Origin of the sequence: Gordonia sp. SL306, assembly GCF_026625785.1 — a bacterium.
Classification (GTDB): domain Bacteria; phylum Actinomycetota; class Actinomycetes; order Mycobacteriales; family Mycobacteriaceae; genus Gordonia.
The window spans coordinates 249,360-266,307 of sequence record NZ_CP113063.1 but is presented as its reverse complement, the minus strand read 5'-3'; the positions used below and the strand labels follow the sequence as shown (position 1 = coordinate 266,307).

Sequence of the window (16,948 nt, the reverse complement as noted above, 5' to 3'; positions counted from 1 at the left end):
AGTCCTGCCAAGCAGGTACCCGGGTTGGGCTGGACGCCATCCATTGTGGCACCGGTGCGCGCACGGTTGAATGCCCATGACCTGTGGTTTTCCTCACACGACCGGCGCGGGCGGGCACGGTCGGGACCGTACGATCACGGCATGGCGATCATCGGCCGGAGCGTGGTGCGACGGGTGGTCGTCGTCGCGGTGGTCGCGATGCTCGCGTTGGGCGGGTGCGGTCTCCTGTCGTCCGGGTCCGGGATCGACTGGCATGCCTGCGGTCCCGACGACGGCGTGGCGAGCGCCGCGATCCCCGGATCTGTCTCCGGGCGGGTGTCGTGTGGGCGGTTGTCGGTTCCGCTCGACCCCCGCGATCCCGGCCTGGGCACGATCTCCCTCGCGGTCGCGCGCCTGGGCGCCGCGGGACCCAAGGCGGGGACGCTGGTGATCAACCCGGGCGGTCCCGGCGGCTCCGGCGTGGATGATCTCGTCGACTCGTCCGCGAACCTGGCAACCTCGGCGCTCGCGGACACCCACGACATCGTCTCCTTCGATCCGCGCGGCGTGGGCGCATCGCGGCCGGCCATCCGCTGCCGAACCGACGCCGAACGCGACACCGAGCGTGCGATGGACCATGGCGATCGATCGGCGGCCGGCATTGCGCGGGTGGAGCGATACCAGGCAACGATGGCGCAGGAGTGCCGCGAGCGCGTCGGTGCGGACGTCCTGTCGCGAGTCGGTACCGACTTCGTGGCCGGCGACCTGGATCGGATCCGTACCGCGCTCGGTGAGGACGCGATCGACTTTCTCGGATACTCCTACGGCACCCGCCTCGGTCTCGAATACGCGGCGCGGTATCCGTCGCGGCTGCGGGCGCTCGTCCTCGACGGCATGGTCGATCCCGTGAAGGACCCGATCGACGCATCGATCGATCAGCGCAGGGGATTCCAGCAAGCCTTCGATGCCTTCGCCGCGGATTGCGTGCACCGGCCCGGCTGTCCATTGGGCGATCGTGCCGAAGGGGCGGTCGCGCGCTATCGGGCGATGCTCGCTCCGCTGCTCGCCGATCCGGCGCAGGCGGGTGGGCGGACCCTGTCGGCCGAGGATGCCGAGACCGCCACGGTGGCCGCGCTGTATCAGCGATCCGGATGGGACGGCCTGCGGGCGGCGCTGATCGCCCTCGCGGCGGGTGACGGCACCGAGATGATGCGGCTCGCCGACTCCCTCGAGGGCCGCGACGACGACGGCCGCTACGACGCGACGCAGGACGCCTTCACCGCGATCACCTGTGCCGACGACCCGAGAGTGCCCGACCGCGCGCGGTACGACGAGTTGGACCGCCGCGCACGCAGCGCGGCACCGTTTCGCGACGACGGGCGCGGCAGCGGACGCGGGCCGCTGGGGATCTGTGAGTTCTGGGTGCCCTCGGTCCGCGCCGGTGGCGGCCCGCCGGACGACGGCATGCCGGGCGCTGGGGCCCCACGCGCCCTCGTGGTGGCGTCCACCGGTGACCCCGCAACTCCGTACCCGACGGCGATGGCGGTCGCGCGACGGACCGGCGCTGCGCTCATCAGCGTCGACCGACTGGGGCACACCTCGGTTTTCCGCGGTGACGAGTGCGTGGACGGCGCTGTGACCCGGTACGTCTCCGATCTCACAGTGCCGCACGCGACTCTCGGATGCTGAGATTTGTTCGACAAAACCGCAGGATGCTGAGTTCGACTTGAACATGTAACACGGATTTAACAGGCTACTTCTAATGTCCGGGGCATGGATCGCCAAAAGGAATTCGTGCTGCGGACCCTCGAAGAGCGCGACATCCGATTCGTGAGGCTGTGGTTCACCGACGTTCTCGGCTACCTCAAATCCGTGGCGATCGCACCCGCCGAACTCGAGGGAGCCTTCGCCGAGGGTATCGGTTTCGACGGCTCGGCCATCGAGGGATTCTCCCGCGTCTCCGAGGCGGACACGGTCGCCAAGCCGGATCCGTCGACCTTTCAGATCCTGCCGTGGACGACCTCCACCGGTCGTCATCACTCGGCTCGGATGTTCTGCGACATCGCGATGCCGGACGGTACTCCGAGCTGGGCGGACTCTCGTCATGTCCTGCGACGTCAGCTCAACAAGGCGGCCGATCAGGGCTTCAGTTGCTACGTCCATCCGGAGATCGAGTTCTTCCTCCTCAAGGACGCGCCGCTCGACGGCAGCGTGCCGACGCCTGCCGATTCGGGTGGCTACTTCGACCAGGCCGTACACGACGCGGCACCCAACTTCCGCCGCCACGCCATCGAGGCACTGGAGTCGATGGGGATCTCGGTCGAGTTCTCCCATCACGAGGGTGCGCCCGGTCAGCAGGAGATCGACCTGCGGTACGCGGATGCGCTGTCCATGGCCGACAACGTGATGACCTTCCGCTACGTCATCAAAGAGGTCGCCATCGACGAGGGGACCTGGGCGACCTTCATGCCCAAGCCGTTCAGCGAGCACCCCGGCTCGGCGATGCACACCCACATGAGCCTCTTCGAGGGCGATACCAACGCCTTCCACAACCCCGACGACCCGATGCAGCTGTCGAGCACCGGAAAGAGCTTCATCGCCGGGATCCTGCACCACGCCAGTGAGATCAGCGCGGTCACCAACCAGTGGGTGAACTCCTACAAGCGCCTCATCCACGGCGGCGAGGCGCCGACCGCGGCCACCTGGGGCGGTGCCAATCGGTCTGCCCTGATCCGCCTGCCGCTGTACACGCCGAACAAGGCGTCGTCGCGGCGCATCGAGGTCCGCAGCCCCGACTCCGCGTGCAATCCATACCTGACGTTTGCAGTGCTCTTGGCCGCCGGGCTGAAGGGCATCGAGGAGGGTTACGAGCTGCCCGACGAGGCCGAGGACGACGTGTGGGCACTAACCCCGGCCGAGCGGCGAGCGATGGGCTACCGGGAGCTGCCCGGCAGCCTCGCCGATGCGCTCGTGGAGATGGAGAAGTCGGAGTTGGTGGCCGAGGCACTCGGAGAACACGTCTTCGATTACTTCCTCCGCAACAAGTGGGCGGAGTGGACGAGTTACCGCAGCCTGGTCACGCCGTACGAGCTGAAGAACTACCTGCCGCTGTAGTTGTGCCCTGGTGCACACCTGACCGGTAGCGCCCGCTACCTTTTGGAGTGTGACTTCCCTTCGCGGCCGTGGCCGCGTACCCAGTGCCGGGCGTCTCGGGCTGCTCGAGACCACCGCCCCGGGTCACCTCGCCGAACTGGGGTGGGACAACGACGATTCGGTCGATGTGCTGTGGGCCCTGTCTCGTGCGCCCGACGCCGATCTCGCCCTCCGGGCGCTGATCCGTCTCAAGGGTGCGGCCGGTGCCGACGATTGGGCCGAGGCCGACGATCGGATCCGCACCGACACGGGATTTCGTGGACGGCTGTTCGCGGTCCTCGGGGCCTCCGACGCACTCGGCGATCACATGGTGGCCGAACCGTCGAGCTGGCGCCTGCTGATCGGCTCGACGCTGCCGTCGGTCGACGAGATGAACGAACGCATGCTGGCGTCGGTCGGTGCCTCCCCGGAGCCGGGCGCGCTCGAGGCGGGCAACAAGGTCTATCGTGCGGCGGTCACCGGCCCCAAGTCCGTGGTCGCGTTGCGGACCGCCTATCGGAATCTGTTGCTGCAGTTGGCGGCCCACGACGTCGCGCCGACCGTCCAAGACGAGCCGGTGATCTATCTGCCCGAGGTCGGCGGGTTCCTCTCGGATCTCGCGGATGCGGCCCTCACCGCGGCACTGGCGGTGGCCGTCGCCGAGGTGTGCGGCGACGATCCGCTCTCGGTGCGGCTGGCGATCATCGCGATGGGCAAATGTGGTGCGCGTGAGCTGAACTACGTCAGCGATGTCGACGTCGTGTTCGTCAGTGAACCCGCGGACGGAGTGGCCGCGCGGATCGCCGGCGAGGTGATGCGGGTCGGATCGTTGGCCTTCTTCGAGGTCGACGCCGCGCTACGGCCGGAAGGGAAGGCAGGCGCGCTGACCCGCACCCTCGAGTCGCATGTCGCGTACTACCGCCGCTGGGCCAAGACGTGGGAATTCCAGGCCTTGCTCAAGGCGCGCGCGATGACCGGCGACATGGGACTCGCCGACGAATACCTGGCCGCGGTCAGCCCGATGGTGTGGACGGCGGCCGAGCGCGAGGACTTCGTGCCGGAGACCCAGGCGATGCGTCGCCGCGTCGAGTCACTCGTCCCGGAGGAACTGCGCGAGCGCAACCTCAAGCTCGGCAGTGGGAGCCTGCGCGACGTCGAGTTCGCCGTCCAGCTCCTGCAGATGGTGCACGGCCGAGTCGACGAGGAGATCCGCGTCAAGGCGACCGTCGATGCACTGAGTGCGCTGACGGCCGGCGGCTATGTCGGTCGCGACGACGGTGCGAATCTCACCGCCTCCTACCAGTTCCTGCGTGCGCTGGAACATCGGCTGCAGCTGCAGCGGCTGTCGCGGACCCACCTCCTGCCGGCCTTCGAGGACGAGGGGAACATGCGCTGGCTCGCCCGGGCCGCGCACATTCGTCAGGAGGGCGACCGGGATGCGACCGGTGTGCTGCGGGAGGAGCTCAAGCGCCACAAGTCACGCATCCGCAGGTTGCACGAGAAGCTCTTCTACCGCCCGCTGCTCGACGCGGCCACGCGCTTCAACACCGACGAGCTGACGCTCTCCGACAAGTCGGCCGAACGTCGACTGTCGGCTCTCGGATATGCGAAACCCGAACGCGCACTGAGCCATATCCGCGCACTGGCATCCGCGGCCGGTCGTCGTGGGCAGATCCAGCTGCTGATCCTGCCGTCGCTGCTCGAGTGGATCGGGAACACCCCGGACCCCGATGCAGGCCTGCTGAACTATCGCCGACTGTGCGACGTGATGGACAAAGAGGAGTGGTTCATCCGGCTGTTGCGCGACGACGGCGTCGTCGCCGAGCGGCTGATGCACGTGCTGGGGACGTCGGAGTACATCGCCAACCTGCTGATGCGGTCACCCGAGGTGATCCATCTCTATTCGGATGGTGCCAACGGTCCCAAGCTGTGTGAGGTGCAGCCCGAGGATGTCGCCCGCGGACTCATCGCGTCGACGGTGCGCCAGCCGGATCTCAAACGTGCGGTGGCCGCGGCCCGGTCGCACCGGCGCTTCGAACTCGCCCGGGTGGCCTCCGCCGACATCCTCGGCATGATGGACGTGCCTGCGGTGTGCGCGGCGCTGTCGTCGGTGTGGGCATCGGTCCTCAACGCCGCCCTCACCGTCGTGATCGCCGAGTCGGAGCGTGACCGCGGGACCCCGGCTCCCGCCCGCATCGCGGTGATCGGCATGGGCCGTTTGGGCGGCGGCGAACTCGGATACGGATCCGACGCGGACGTGCTGTTCGTCTGCGAGCCGGAGCCCGATGTCGACGAGGCGTCTGCGGTCCGCTGGTCGCAGACGATCGCGGAGAAGGTCCGCTCGATGCTGGGATCGCCCAGCGAGGATCCGCCGCTGGAAGTGGACACCGGCCTGCGCCCGGAGGGGCGCAACGGCCCGGTGGTGCGAACGCTCGCCGCGTACGCGGCCTACTACGACCAGTGGGCGCAGCCGTGGGAGATCCAGGCGTTGCTTCGGGCACATCAGGTCGCAGGCGACGATCAGCTCGGAATCGACTTCCTGCACATGGCCGATCGCATCCGCTACCCCGAGGGCGGGGTGTCGGGTGAGGCGGTCAAGGAGATCCGGCGGATCAAGGCCCGCGTCGATTCCGAGCGGTTGCCGCGTGGTGCCGATCCGGCGACCCACACCAAACTGGGTCGTGGCGGGCTCGCGGACATCGAATGGACCGTGCAGCTCATCCAGTTGCGGTACGCCCACAGTTACCCGTCGTTGCACAACACGTCCACCTTGCAGTCCCTCGACGCCATCGGCGCCGCAGAGTTGTTGGGGGAGAACGACGTATCGCTCCTGAAGGAAGCCTGGCTGACCGCGACCAATGCGCGCAACGCCCTGGTACTGGTCCGTGGCAAGCCGGTCGATCAGCTCCCCGCGCCGGGCAGACAGTTGCGGGCCGTCGCCTATGCGGCCGGCTGGCCCGAGGATCAGGCGGCGGAGTTCCTGGAGAACTATCTGCGCATCACCCGTCGGGCGAAGACCGTGGTGCGCAAGGTGTTCGGGGCGTGATCGGCCGACTCATCCGGTTCGTCCTGATGCTTGCCGGATGGGTTCTGCTCGCCGCTGCCGCGGTAGCTGTCTGGCTGCACCATTCTCCGTCACGCGGGCAACTCAGCCTGTACCTGACCAGCGCGGTTCCCTTCGCGCTCGTCGCCGCGGTGTCGGCACTGGTGATCTTCGCGGCCACCCGGCGATGGATTCTGCTGACACTCGCGATCCTGGTATCGGCGGCGCTCTGCTACACGCAGGTGCCGTTGGCGCGGGCCCAGGATGCCCCTGCGGGTCATCCGGTCACCGTTGTCACCGCGAACATGCTGTTCGGTGGCGCCGATGTGGACGCGTTGGCCAGGGAGGTCGCCGCCGTCGACGCGGACGTCGTATCGGTGCAGGAGGTGACGCCGGACGCGTTGGCGCGGCTGCGGGCGAGCCCGATCGGTCGTCAGCTGCCGTTCACCTTCGCGCTGCCGGGCCCCACGGCGGTCGGTACCGCCATGTTCAGTCGCACCCCGCTGTCTGGTCAGGACGACATCGAGGGCACCGCACTGCACAACCTCACCGCCGTGAGCGACCTGCCGGGTGCAGCGCGCACCCGGGTGCTCGCGGTGCACCCGGGCGCACCGCTGCCGGGACGAACGAACGTCTGGCGTAGCGATCTCGACCTCCTCGGGGCGTATCTGCGTGCACTGCCGCCGGGCCGGATGATCGCGGCGGGAGACTTCAACGCGACCTGGGACCATGCCGGTTACCGCAATCTGTTGCGCGGCGGGATCGTCGACGCCACGGATCAGGCGGGTGCCGGGTTCCGGCCGACGTATCCGACCGACCGCTTCGGTGGTCGCCCGGTGATCGCCATCGATCACGTCATCAGCCGCGGATTCGTCGCGACGTCGTTGCGGACCTTCGACCTGCCGGGTTCCGATCATCGCGCAGTGGTGGTAACACTGGTGCCAACATGACCCCTTTCGAAGAGACCGGCCGCGCCGCGCAGGCCGAGCCGCGGCCGTTGCTGTCCGAGAGCCTCCGTGCCGCCACCGCAGAGGCACACGACCGTGCGGAGCGGGCCGTCTTCGTCGACGACCTGATGTCGGGCCGGCTCGACGCAGGGGGATATAGGCGGATGGCCTCCCAGCTCTATTTCGTCTACCGGGCGCTGGAATCCGTCGCGGACACCCTGTCCGGCGACGCGGTGGCGGGACCCGTCGTCGACGAGCGACTACGCCGTCTCCCTCGGCTCGCCGCCGACCTCGCGATCCTCGGCGTCGATCCGGCGACCCTCCGGCCGCTACCCGGAGTGTCTGCGTACGTGGCCGCGATCGAGGCCACCCGCGACGACCCGCCTCGATTCGTGGCTCACCACTACACGCGCTATCTCGGGGATCTGAGTGGCGGTCAGGTCATCCGCAGCCGCATGAAACTGCACTACGGCATCGCCGAGGACGCGCTGAGCTTCTACGCCTTCGACGAGATCGGGAAACTCAAGCGGTACAAGGATTCCTATCGGGAGACCCTCGACGACCTACCGCTCGACGACCAGCAGGTCGCGTCCCTCATCGCCGAGGCGGTCGCCGCGTTCGGGCACAACGAACGGCTGTTCGCCGAACTCGCCGGCTGATCCCGACCACGTCGGCAGGCGCGCCGGTAACCGACGGTGCGCTAGCGGGCGGAGTCCGCCCGGTTCTCGCGGGCGCGCTCGATGCCGGCCTTCGCCAGGAAGAAGGGCACGAGGAGCGTGCCGACTGCGGTCACCAGCCAGGTGATCACCGTCGCCCCGATCCAGGTCGGGATGCCGTGGATCTCGATGCCGTCACTGCCGAGCAGATTTGCGAGCAGCAGGGCCACGAAGGTCGACACCAGCCCGACTCCGCCGAGAAACGCCTCGGCGTTGCGCCGGACGAACTTCACGATGAACGGGCTGAGGATGAGTTGGGCGGCAGCGAAGATCACGACCGCGAGGAGGAATCCGCCTGCGTGGACGTGCATGTCATCGAGGATCCACGTCGCCACCAGCAGCCCGAGGGCGGCGGAGATCAAGTAGACGAGCGTACGGATGATTATGCGGATCATCTGCCAATCGTAAGCTCATGATGACCGATCCCGGGCGTGGTTGCGCCGTGTCGTCGGGGTCGGCGTTCAGACCGATCCGATGAGCGCGTCGAGGCCGTCGAGGATGACTCCGAGCCCGAAGGTCAGTTCGGCGGTGAAGAAGTCGTCGTCGTCATGACCTTCACCGGCGATGACCGCAGCCAGGTTCGGTAATCGGTCCTCGTCGACGAACTCGGCGACCATCGCCTCGTAACTGCTACCGACGCTGACGTCGGATCCGTCGAGCATCCCCATCTGACTCGCCTGGCGCACATGTTGCCGGACGAATCCGTCCACCAGCAGCAATGCGCTCAGCTTCTGTTGGCCCGTGAGGCCGGTCTCGGCGAATGCCCGAACCCCGGAATCGGTCCAGGACAGCACATTCGGCCCCGCCGGGGGCCTGCGGAGCGGGATCGCGGCGAGCCAGGGGCGGTCGCGGAGCCCGGTCGCGGCCGCGAGGGCCCACGCGGTGAGCCGCTCACGCCACGTGCCGGTCGACGTCAGGTCCGGGTCTGCGGGGCCGTAGGCGGTGTCGACCATCACCTCGACGACGTCGTCCTTGCTGTCGACGTACCGGTACAGCGACATGGTGGTGAGGCCGAGTGCGGCCGCGATCGCCTTCATCGACGCCGCCTCGACACCGTGTTCGTCGGCGATCGCCACGGCCGCGACACCGATGTCGCGCACGCTGAGTGTCGGGCGCGGACCGCGCCGCGGGGTGGGGTCCTCGCGGCCCCACAGCAGTGCCAGGTAGCGCGGGATCGCGGGTTGCGCGGTGCCGTCCGTCGAGGTCATTCCGCCATCGTACTAACTGCTTGCCAAGTACACAGTTATGGGCATAACATCTGCGTACCAAATAAACAGTCGATGTTGTACACAGAAAGGTGGTGGTGTCGTCATGAACCGGCGATCCCCGTGGCTCGGCCTGCTCGTCCTGTGTCTGCCGATGCTCATCGTGTCGATGGATGTCTCGGTCTTGTTCTTCGCCGTCCCGTACATCGCGGCCGATCTGTCGCCGACTCCGGAACAGCAGCTGTGGATCTTCGACATCTACGGCTTCGTGCTGGCCGGGCTGTTGCTGTCGATGGGCTCACTGGCCGACCGGATCGGCCATCGCCGGTTGCTGATGATCGGTGCCGCGGCCTTCAGTGCGGCATCGTTGGCCGCGGCGTTCGCGACGTCGGCGGAGATGCTGATCGGTGCGCGGGCCCTGCTGGCCGTGGCGGGTGCGACATTGATGCCGTCGACCCTCGCGATGATCCGTCACATCTTCGACGACGCCGCCCAACGTGCCAAGGCGGTGGCCACCTGGAACGCGGTGCTCGCCGGCGGGGTGGCGGTCGGGCCGATCGTCAGCGGTCTGCTGCTCGAACACGTCTGGTGGGGGTCGGTCTTCCTGATCAACGTGCCGATCATGGTGGTGCTGATGCTGGCGGCGCCCCTGGTGCTGCCCGGCGGCACCGCGACGCCGAGTCGGCGGGTCGATGTCCTCAGCGGCCTCCTGGTGCTCGGCGCGATGCTGCCCGTGGTCGCGGCTATCAAGAATATGGCGGCCGACGGATGGTCGGTCTCACGGGTCGCGATGCTCGCGGCAGGCCTGGTGGTGGGCGCGATCTTCGTGAGCAGGCAACGCCGCATCGACGATCCGATGGTCGACCTCGGGCTTCTCGGGGAGCGCCGATTCGCCACCTCGATCTGGACCAACCTCATCTGCATGTTCGCGCTCCTGGGCAACTCGATCCTGATGACGCAGTATCTGCAATCGGTGCTGGGGTACTCGCCGCTGCGCGCGGCCCTCTGGAGTCTCGCGCCCTCGGTGGCGGTCGGAGCGGTGGCGCCGTTGACCGCGGTCGTCGCCGCACGGACCGGTCGGCCTGCGGTGATCGTCGGCGGATTGTGCACCGGTGCAGCGGGTTTCGCGGTCCTGGGCGCCTTTACGGGGGTTCACTCGCTGGCGATGGTGCTGATCGGCGCCACATTGCTGGCATCGGGGATCGTCGCGGCCACGTCGATGATCGCCGACTACGTGGTGGGGGTGGCACCGGCCGATCGTGCGGGTGCGACCTCGGGACTGCTCGAGACCTCGAGCGAGCTCGGGGGAGCGCTGGGCATCGCGGTCCTCGGCAGCGTGGTGAATGCGGTGTTCCGACTGGGATTCCCGGCGGACCTGGCCGGGGGAGAGGCGTCGCGGAGTCTGGCGGGCGCGGTGGCTGCGGTGCCGCACCTGCCCGCGGGACAGGGCGCGACGGTGCTCGATGCTGCGCGGCGCGCCTTTGTCGACGGGCTCGTGGTGGCCGCGTGGACGGGTGCGGTCATCCTGGTGTGCTCGGCGGTACTGGCCGGCTGGGGACTGCGGACGCGCTCCGGCGAGCGGGCGCCCGATGCGGTGGGCGGCGAGTCAGGCGCGCGGCGCGCGGGATCGCTTGATGATGGCCGAACCGATCGCGACGACGATGATCGAGCCGATCAGGGCGCCGATGATGCCGCCCCAGTCGAACTTGTCGTCGTCGCCGATACCGAACAGACCGGTGAAGACCCAATAGCCGAGGAGCGCACCGAGCAGGCCGAGGAGCGTCGAGGCGAGCCACGACTGCCATCCGCTCATGCTCTTGAAGGCGTCGTTCGGCACGAGCGCCCGGGCGATGGCTCCGCAGACGAATCCGAGCAGCAACGCCGCGATCAGGCTTCCGATGTCCATGGCGACCTCCTGTCCGCAGACTAGTCCGCGACGGGACGCCTCGGGGATGGTTCTAGAGGATCTCGACCTTGGTGCCCAGTCCGAGGACGATGGCGTCCCGGTCGTCCGAACTGTTCACGAGTTCGACGAGGTGCTGATCGGTGCCCGTCGGGGTGGTGGTCCGGACCACGGCGCGCAGGCCGTCGACACTGATGCGGTCCCCGGGGGCGAGGTCTTCGACAAATCTGGTGCGAGTCATGGTTTCAAAGTAAAGCCAAATGATGTGAAACGGCAGGGTACAAAGGCCTGAACGTGACACCAATCACCGATGTGAACACTGCCACCCACAGACGCCGAAGGGCGGCCGGGACATCCCGGCCGCCCTTCGGGTGACTGTTCGGTCGGAGAACCGCTCAGCAGTCGTAGTAGAGCGCGAACTCGTACGGGTGCGGACGGATCTGCACCGGCTCGATCTCGTTCTCACGCTTGAGTGCGATCCAGGTCTCGATGAGATCCTCGGTGAACACGCCACCGGCGGTGAGGTATTCGTGATCCTCTTCGAGCTTGTCGATGACCGCGCCCAGCGAGGTCGGTGCCTGCGGGATGCCCTTGGCCTCCTCCGGCGGGAGCTCGTAGAGGTCCTTGTCGACGGGCTCGTGCGGCTCGATCTTGTTCTTGATGCCGTCGAGTCCGGCCATCATCATCGCGGCGAACGCCAGGTACGGGTTGCCCGAGCTGTCCGGGCAACGGAACTCGAGGCGCTTGGCCTTCGGGTTGTTGCCGGTGATCGGGATGCGCACGCAGGCGCTGCGGTTGCGCTGGCTGTAGACCAGATTGATCGGGGCCTCGTAGCCCGGGACCAGACGCTTGTAGGAGTTCACCGTCGGGTTGGTGAAGGCCAGCAGCGACGGCGCGTGGTGCAGGATGCCGCCGATGTAGTAGCGCGCCAGGTCCGAGAGACCCGCGTAGCCGGCCTCGTCGTGGAACAGCGGCTTGCCGTCCTTCCACAGCGACTGGTGGGCGTGCATGCCCGAGCCGTTGTCGCCGAAGAGCGGTTTCGGCATGAAGGTGACGGTCTTGCCGTTCGCGTACGCGGTGTTCTTGATGATGTATTTGAAGAGCAACACATCGTCGGCCGCATGCAGCAGGGTGTTGAACTTGTAGTTGATCTCGGCCTGACCGCCGGTGCCCACCTCGTGGTGGCCGCGCTCGAGCTCGAAACCGGCGTTGCTCAGGTTGGTCGACATCTCATCGCGCAGGTCGACGTAGTGGTCGTACGGCGCGACGGGGAAGTAGCCGCCCTTCGGTCGGACCTTGTAGCCGAGGTTCGGGCTGCCGTCCGGATCGGTGGGTGAGCCGGTGTTCCACCAGCCCGACTCCGACTCGACCTCGTAGAAGGTGCCGTTCATCTGCGAGTCGAAGGAGACGCCGTCGAAGATGTAGAACTCGGCCTCGGCGCCGAAGAAGCAGGTGTCGGCGATACCGGTGGAGGCCAGGTAGTCCTCGGCCTTGCGCGCGACGTTACGCGGGTCGCGGCTGTAGGCCTCGCGGGTGAACGGGTCGTGGACGAAGAAGCTGATGTTCATCGTCTTGGCGTGGCGGAAGGGATCGATCCGCGCGGTGGCCGGGTCGGGCAGCAGCATCATGTCGGACTCGTCGATCGACTGGAAGCCGCGGACCGACGAACCGTCGAACGCCAGCCCGTCCTCGAACACGTCCTCGGTGAACGCCGAGGCCGGGATCGAGAAGTGCTGCATCACACCGGGCAGGTCGCAGAAACGGATGTCGACGTACTCGACGCCCTCTTTCTTGATGCCCTCGAGAAGTTCTTCTTTGCTGCTGTACACCGTGCGGTGACTCCTTAACTTGTTCGGGTGGCCAGATCACCTGGACCGCCTCACCCGCCGCCGAGTTGCAGCAGCGGATCTCAGCCAGAACCGTATGGACGCGAAGTTGCCCGCGCGTCAAGGCCGTGTTTCTCCTGTGTTACACGCGGTCGATGCTCGGGCGACGCACTATCGTCCCGGATCGCAACGATGCCATGTCCGCCGACAGAGCACCATCGATACCCCTGAAACATCGGCCCAGGGTGGACGATGGCGGGCCGGTGAACTGCCGCGACTACCATGGCGGGCATGGGTCAGGCGAGTACAGACAGCACGCAGCGCGGCGAGCCGGGGGGCCGGTGATGGGCAGGGCCACCGGATCCTGGCTGTCGGGCCCGCCCGTCGGGCCCAGCGGTGCCGACGTCGAGTATCGAGGTCAAGACCTCGGTCTCCCCGAATCCGGGCCAGGCGCACTCGCCGGCGGCTGGCAACGCACCGCGGCCCTGCTCGTCGACTGGTTGCTGGCAGGCGGGATCTCCTTGCTGTTCGTGTCCTTCGGTTCCCCGACGCTGGGGACGACCGTGCTCGGCGTCTGGTTCGTCCTCGGGGTGGTCGCGGTCACCTTCTTCGGCTTCACCCCGGGTCAGTTCGCGCTCGGACTCCGGGTCGCCCGGGTCGACTTCGGTCCCGACCGCGCGGAGGCGGAAGCAACCGGCAAGGTCCCGTTCGCGGCCGTCGGCATCCTGCGGACGCTCGGCAGGCAGGTGCTCATCGTGTTCCTGGTCCCCGCGGTGATCAACGACTACAACGGCCGGGCCATGCACGATCGCGCCACCGGGACGGCATTGGTCCGGACCCGCTGACGGGGCGCGGCGCCGCATCTGTGATGTGCCCGCGCCGCCTCGAAACTCCCTCGAAAAGCGCCCCCGAAAGCACCCGACAGTGGGTCGCCGTCGACGATATGTCGATGGGCCCGCTGCGCAGGGCGCTTTTCGGGGGCGCTTTTCGAGGGGAGGGCTGAGCAGGTTCGCGAATCCCGGGGTGCACCGGTCAGTCGGTGCGACCCTTCAGGATCTCGTCCTCGATGGTTCCGCCGAGACCTTCCTGCTCGGGGTCGAATCCGTGCAGGCCGCCCGTGACCGCGTACTCCTCCTCGGGTGACAGGACCAGTCGGTGGCGTCCGTACAGCCCGAAGATGAGCAACCCGATCGCGTAGAACACGACGATCGCGATCACCGCGTCGCGGTAATCCGGGTTGATGAGTACGCCGATGAAGGTGATGGCCGCGATGACGAACGCGATCACCGCGCCGGTGATGCCCGCCGGGCTCTTGTAGGGGCGGCGGGCGTTCGGGTACTTCCGGCGCAGCAGGACGAACGAGACCATCTGCAGCATGTACGCCAGCACCGCGCCCCACACCGCGATGTTCAGCACGATCGCGCCGGCGCCGGAGATCCAGTATTCGATGACCAGCAATGCGATGAAGCCGACGACGGCGCCTGCGATGAGGGCGACGTACGGCGTCTGGCGGGACCCGGTGAGCGAGAGCACCTTCGGGTAGTAGCCGGCCCGACTCAGCGAGTAGAGGTTGCGGCCGTAGGCGTACATGATGCCCTGCAGGCTCGCCAGCAATCCGATCAGCGCGAACGCCGACAACACCGACGCCCAGCCCGACGGCAGGAAAGCGCGGAATCCGTCGAGCAGTGGCTCCCCGGAGTCGCCCAGCGCGGCGGACCCGGTCACCGCCGGGTTGAGGAAGAAGACGATGGCCGCGCACCCGACGAGGGTCACCATGCCCCAGATGCCCGCACGCGGGATGTCGCGGGTGGGTTCGTGGGCCTCCTCGGCGGCCAGCGGGAGTTCTTCTATGCCCAGGAAGAACCACATGGCGAACGGCAGTGCGTAGAGGATGCCCATCACGCCGAACGGCAGGAAGTCACTCGAACCCGCCTTGGAGCTGTCCGGGTCGATGTCGAGGAGCTTGCCGAAATCGACTGCGCCATTGGCGAACGCGAGGATGGCGAAGAGCACCAGGATGCCGATCGACACGACGGCCACCACGATCGCGAACTTGAACGACGCCTCGGCTCCCCAGGAGTTCAGCGCGATGAAGATCGCGTAGAGGATGATCCACCAGACCCACGCAGGCATGCTGAGGCCGAACAGGTCGTCAGTGATGGCGTCGGCGTAGGAGGCGGAGAAATAGACCACGACGCCGGTGGTGAACACATACTCGATGGTCTCGGCGAAGCCCGTGACGAATCCACCCCACGGGCCCATCGCCGCACGCGCGAACGAATATGCGCCACCGGTGTGGGGCATGGCCGCCGACATCTCGCCGATCGAGAACAGCATGCCGAAGTACATGACGACGATGATCAGCGCGGCGATGCCGAGCCCGCCCCAGCCCGCCTGGCCGATCCCGTAGTTCCAGCCGGAGAAGTCGCCCGAGATCACCGCGGCGATCCCGATACCCCAGATACCCCAGAAGCCGGCGCTGCGTTTGAGTTGACGCTTCTCGAAATAGCCATCCTCGGCGTGGGTGTAGGTGGCGCCCGCCGATTTCATCGCCGGGTTGTTCGGGACATCTGCCATCGCGGTGCTCGCTCTCACTCAGACCGGATCGTGTGTGCGGGGCGGGACGCCCGAGCAACTGATAAGGCAGAATAGGACCTCAATGGTCGGTCCACCCACCTTTAAACGAAACAATCGGGTTAAATCGGGCGGTGACGGAGAGTTGGGCGATCGTCCAATGGTTGACTGTGGCTGACCGGCGCAGGAGAGTCCGGTCGCGAGCGCGCACAGAGGAGTACGGATGACCGACGGCATGCTGGACCTGACCGATCTTCAGGAGCTCGTCGCGGCCGACGAGATCGACACGGTGATCGTGGCGTTCCCGGACATGCAGGGACGGCTCACCGGCAAGCGGATCTCCGCGCGCCTGTTTCTCGACGACGTGGCCGCACACGGGTCGGAATGCTGTGACTATCTGCTGGCCGTCGACGTGGAGATGAACACCGTCGACGGCTACGCGATGTCGAGCTGGGACACCGGGTACGGCGACATGGTGATGACCCCGGACCCCTCGACGCTGCGTCGGGTGCCCTGGTTACCGGGAACCGCGCTGGTCCTGGCGGATCTGAACACGACCACCGGTTCGCCGGTGACGGTGGCGCCTCGCAACATCCTCCGGCGACAGCTCGATCGGCTCGATGAGCGCGGGCTGGTGCCTTTCGTCGGAACCGAGCTGGAGTTCATGGTGTTCGACAACACTTACCGCGAGGCGTGGGCCAAGCGCTATCACGAGCTGACACCCGCGACCGATTACAACGTCGACTACGCCATGCTCGCATCGACTCGGATGGAGCCACTGCTGCGCGACATCCGGCGGGGGATGAGCGGCGCGGGGATGTATTGCGAGGGGGTCAAGGGCGAATGCAATCTCGGCCAGCAGGAGATCGCGTTCCGCTACGACCATGCGCTGGTCACCTGTGACAACCACACGATCTATCGCAACGGCGCAAAGGAGATCGCCGACCGGCACGGCAAGAGCCTGACCTTCATGGCCAAGTTCGACGAGCGTGAGGGCAACAGCTGTCACATCCACATCTCGTTGCGGGATCCGGACGGCACCCCGGTCTTCGCCGACGACGACGCCGCGAACGGGATGTCGCCGATGTTCGGCCACTTCATCGCGGGCATCATCGCGTCGTTGCGGGAACTCACGCTCCTGTATGCCCCGAACATCAACTCCTACAAGCGTTTTGTCGACGGAAGTTTCGCGCCGACGGCGATCGCGTGGGGACTGGACAATCGCACCTGCGCCCTGCGGGTGGTCGGGCACGGCCCGGGTATGCGGGTCGAATGCCGGGCTCCCGGCGGCGACGTCAATCAGTATCTGGCGGTCGCCGCCCTCATCGCGGGTGGTCTCGACGGCATCGACCGCGAGCTGCCGTTGCCCGAGATCGCCACGGGTAACGCCTATCTGGGGCCGACGCAGCGGCTTCCGACATCGTTGTCGGAAGCCGCCGAACTGTTCGCAGGCTCCGCGCTGGCCGCGCGTGCGTTCGGTGCCGACGTCGTCGAGCACTACCTCAACAACGCCCGGGTGGAGCTGGCGGCGTACGGTGCGGCCGTGACCGATTGGGAGAGGGTGCGTGGCTTTGAACGACTGTGAGACCACGGACCGTAGAGGTCCGGCGGCCGGGCCGGTCG

The 16,948-nt window shown here is 67.2% G+C and carries 13 protein-coding genes and 1 pseudogene; 8 read left to right on the top strand and 6 right to left on the bottom strand.

Annotation, left to right across the window (positions count from 1 at the left end; translation table 11 throughout):
- Positions 1 to 141: 141 nt before the first annotated feature.
- The 5 genes from OVA31_RS01190 to OVA31_RS01170 all read left to right on the top strand — a co-directional run bounded on the left by OVA31_RS01190 (position 142) and on the right by OVA31_RS01170 (position 7,760).
- Positions 142 to 1,668, top strand: coding sequence for an alpha/beta hydrolase (locus tag OVA31_RS01190; protein WP_267629323.1), 1,527 nt, complete (start codon positions 142 to 144; stop codon positions 1,666 to 1,668).
- Positions 1,669 to 1,752: 84 nt separating this feature from the next.
- Complete coding sequence (glnA, locus tag OVA31_RS01185) at positions 1,753 to 3,093, top strand: type I glutamate--ammonia ligase (RefSeq protein WP_190265467.1); 1,341 nt, start codon at positions 1,753 to 1,755, stop codon at positions 3,091 to 3,093.
- A 49-nt stretch (positions 3,094 to 3,142) separates the two neighbouring features.
- Positions 3,143 to 6,157 (top strand): bifunctional [glutamine synthetase] adenylyltransferase/[glutamine synthetase]-adenylyl-L-tyrosine phosphorylase, encoded by a 3,015-nt coding sequence (locus tag OVA31_RS01180; RefSeq protein WP_267629322.1) that lies wholly within the window; start codon positions 3,143 to 3,145, stop codon positions 6,155 to 6,157.
- The gene (locus tag OVA31_RS01175; protein ID WP_420714185.1) at positions 6,157 to 7,104 is read left to right on the top strand and encodes an endonuclease/exonuclease/phosphatase family protein; all 948 of its coding nucleotides are present in this window, start codon (positions 6,157 to 6,159) and stop codon (positions 7,102 to 7,104) included. Before OVA31_RS01180 ends, OVA31_RS01175 begins: the two co-directional genes overlap by 1 nt.
- Positions 7,101 to 7,760, top strand: coding sequence for a heme oxygenase (biliverdin-producing) (locus tag OVA31_RS01170; protein ID WP_267629321.1), 660 nt, complete (start codon positions 7,101 to 7,103; stop codon positions 7,758 to 7,760). The genes OVA31_RS01175 and OVA31_RS01170 overlap by 4 nt, the downstream gene beginning before the upstream one ends.
- A gap of 41 nt (positions 7,761 to 7,801) precedes the next feature.
- Here OVA31_RS01170 and OVA31_RS01165 read toward each other — a convergent pair whose 3' ends face one another.
- A complete protein-coding gene (locus tag OVA31_RS01165) occupies positions 7,802 to 8,212 on the bottom strand; it encodes a phage holin family protein (RefSeq protein WP_267629320.1) in 411 nt (136 codons plus the stop codon).
- A gap of 66 nt (positions 8,213 to 8,278) precedes the next feature.
- Positions 8,279 to 9,025 carry a TetR/AcrR family transcriptional regulator C-terminal domain-containing protein gene (locus tag OVA31_RS01160; protein WP_267629318.1) on the bottom strand — a complete coding sequence of 249 codons (747 nt, stop codon included), beginning with the start codon at positions 9,023 to 9,025 and terminating at the stop codon, positions 8,279 to 8,281.
- Positions 9,026 to 9,128: 103 nt separating this feature from the next.
- Here OVA31_RS01160 and OVA31_RS01155 point away from each other — a divergent pair.
- Positions 9,129 to 10,709: pseudogene (locus tag OVA31_RS01155) on the top strand (MFS transporter); the annotation flags it as partial.
- Here OVA31_RS01155 and OVA31_RS24735 read toward each other — a convergent pair.
- The 3 genes from OVA31_RS24735 to glnA (OVA31_RS01145) all read right to left on the bottom strand — a co-directional run bounded on the left by OVA31_RS24735 (position 10,629) and on the right by glnA (OVA31_RS01145) (position 12,754).
- Positions 10,629 to 10,835: a GlsB/YeaQ/YmgE family stress response membrane protein gene (locus tag OVA31_RS24735; RefSeq protein ID WP_420714184.1), complete on the bottom strand. Its 207-nt coding sequence runs from the start codon at positions 10,833 to 10,835 to the stop codon at positions 10,629 to 10,631. The pseudogene OVA31_RS01155 and the gene OVA31_RS24735 overlap by 81 nt on opposite strands.
- Positions 10,836 to 10,980: 145 nt before the next feature.
- Positions 10,981 to 11,166 (bottom strand): hypothetical protein, encoded by a 186-nt coding sequence (locus tag OVA31_RS01150; RefSeq protein WP_267629316.1) that lies wholly within the window; start codon positions 11,164 to 11,166, stop codon positions 10,981 to 10,983.
- A 154-nt stretch (positions 11,167 to 11,320) separates the two neighbouring features.
- Positions 11,321 to 12,754 (bottom strand): type I glutamate--ammonia ligase, encoded by a 1,434-nt coding sequence (gene glnA, locus OVA31_RS01145; protein ID WP_267629315.1) that lies wholly within the window; start codon positions 12,752 to 12,754, stop codon positions 11,321 to 11,323.
- A 341-nt stretch (positions 12,755 to 13,095) separates the two neighbouring features.
- On the opposite strand from glnA (OVA31_RS01145), the gene OVA31_RS01140 reads away from it, so the two are divergent.
- A complete protein-coding gene (locus tag OVA31_RS01140) occupies positions 13,096 to 13,596 on the top strand; it encodes an RDD family protein (RefSeq protein ID WP_267629314.1) in 501 nt (166 codons plus the stop codon).
- 187 nt (positions 13,597 to 13,783) lie between these two features.
- Here OVA31_RS01140 and OVA31_RS01135 read toward each other — a convergent pair whose 3' ends face one another.
- Positions 13,784 to 15,328 carry an amino acid permease gene (locus tag OVA31_RS01135; protein ID WP_267629313.1) on the bottom strand — a complete coding sequence of 515 codons (1,545 nt, stop codon included), beginning with the start codon at positions 15,326 to 15,328 and terminating at the stop codon, positions 13,784 to 13,786.
- Between the two features lie 220 nt (positions 15,329 to 15,548).
- Here OVA31_RS01135 and OVA31_RS01130 point away from each other — a divergent pair, with 220 nt between their 5' ends.
- Entirely contained in the window at positions 15,549 to 16,910 is a 1,362-nt protein-coding gene (locus tag OVA31_RS01130) for a glutamine synthetase family protein (protein ID WP_267629312.1), read from the top strand.
- Positions 16,911 to 16,948: the final 38 nt, after the last annotated feature.

Coding starts and splice junctions, on each gene's coding strand:
- OVA31_RS01160 (WP_267629318.1), bottom strand. CDS start 9,025: ATGACCTCGACGGACGGCACCGCGCAACCCGCGATCCCGCGCTACCTG.
- glnA (WP_190265467.1), top strand. CDS start 1,753: ATGGATCGCCAAAAGGAATTCGTGCTGCGGACCCTCGAAGAGCGCGAC.
- OVA31_RS01170 (WP_267629321.1), top strand. CDS start 7,101: ATGACCCCTTTCGAAGAGACCGGCCGCGCCGCGCAGGCCGAGCCGCGG.
- OVA31_RS01135 (WP_267629313.1), bottom strand. CDS start 15,328: ATGGCAGATGTCCCGAACAACCCGGCGATGAAATCGGCGGGCGCCACC.
- OVA31_RS24735 (WP_420714184.1), bottom strand. CDS start 10,835: ATGAGCGGATGGCAGTCGTGGCTCGCCTCGACGCTCCTCGGCCTGCTC.
- OVA31_RS01140 (WP_267629314.1), top strand. CDS start 13,096: ATGGGCAGGGCCACCGGATCCTGGCTGTCGGGCCCGCCCGTCGGGCCC.
- OVA31_RS01190 (WP_267629323.1), top strand. CDS start 142: ATGGCGATCATCGGCCGGAGCGTGGTGCGACGGGTGGTCGTCGTCGCG.
- OVA31_RS01150 (WP_267629316.1), bottom strand. CDS start 11,166: ATGACTCGCACCAGATTTGTCGAAGACCTCGCCCCCGGGGACCGCATC.
- OVA31_RS01165 (WP_267629320.1), bottom strand. CDS start 8,212: ATGATCCGCATAATCATCCGTACGCTCGTCTACTTGATCTCCGCCGCC.
- OVA31_RS01130 (WP_267629312.1), top strand. CDS start 15,549: ATGACCGACGGCATGCTGGACCTGACCGATCTTCAGGAGCTCGTCGCG.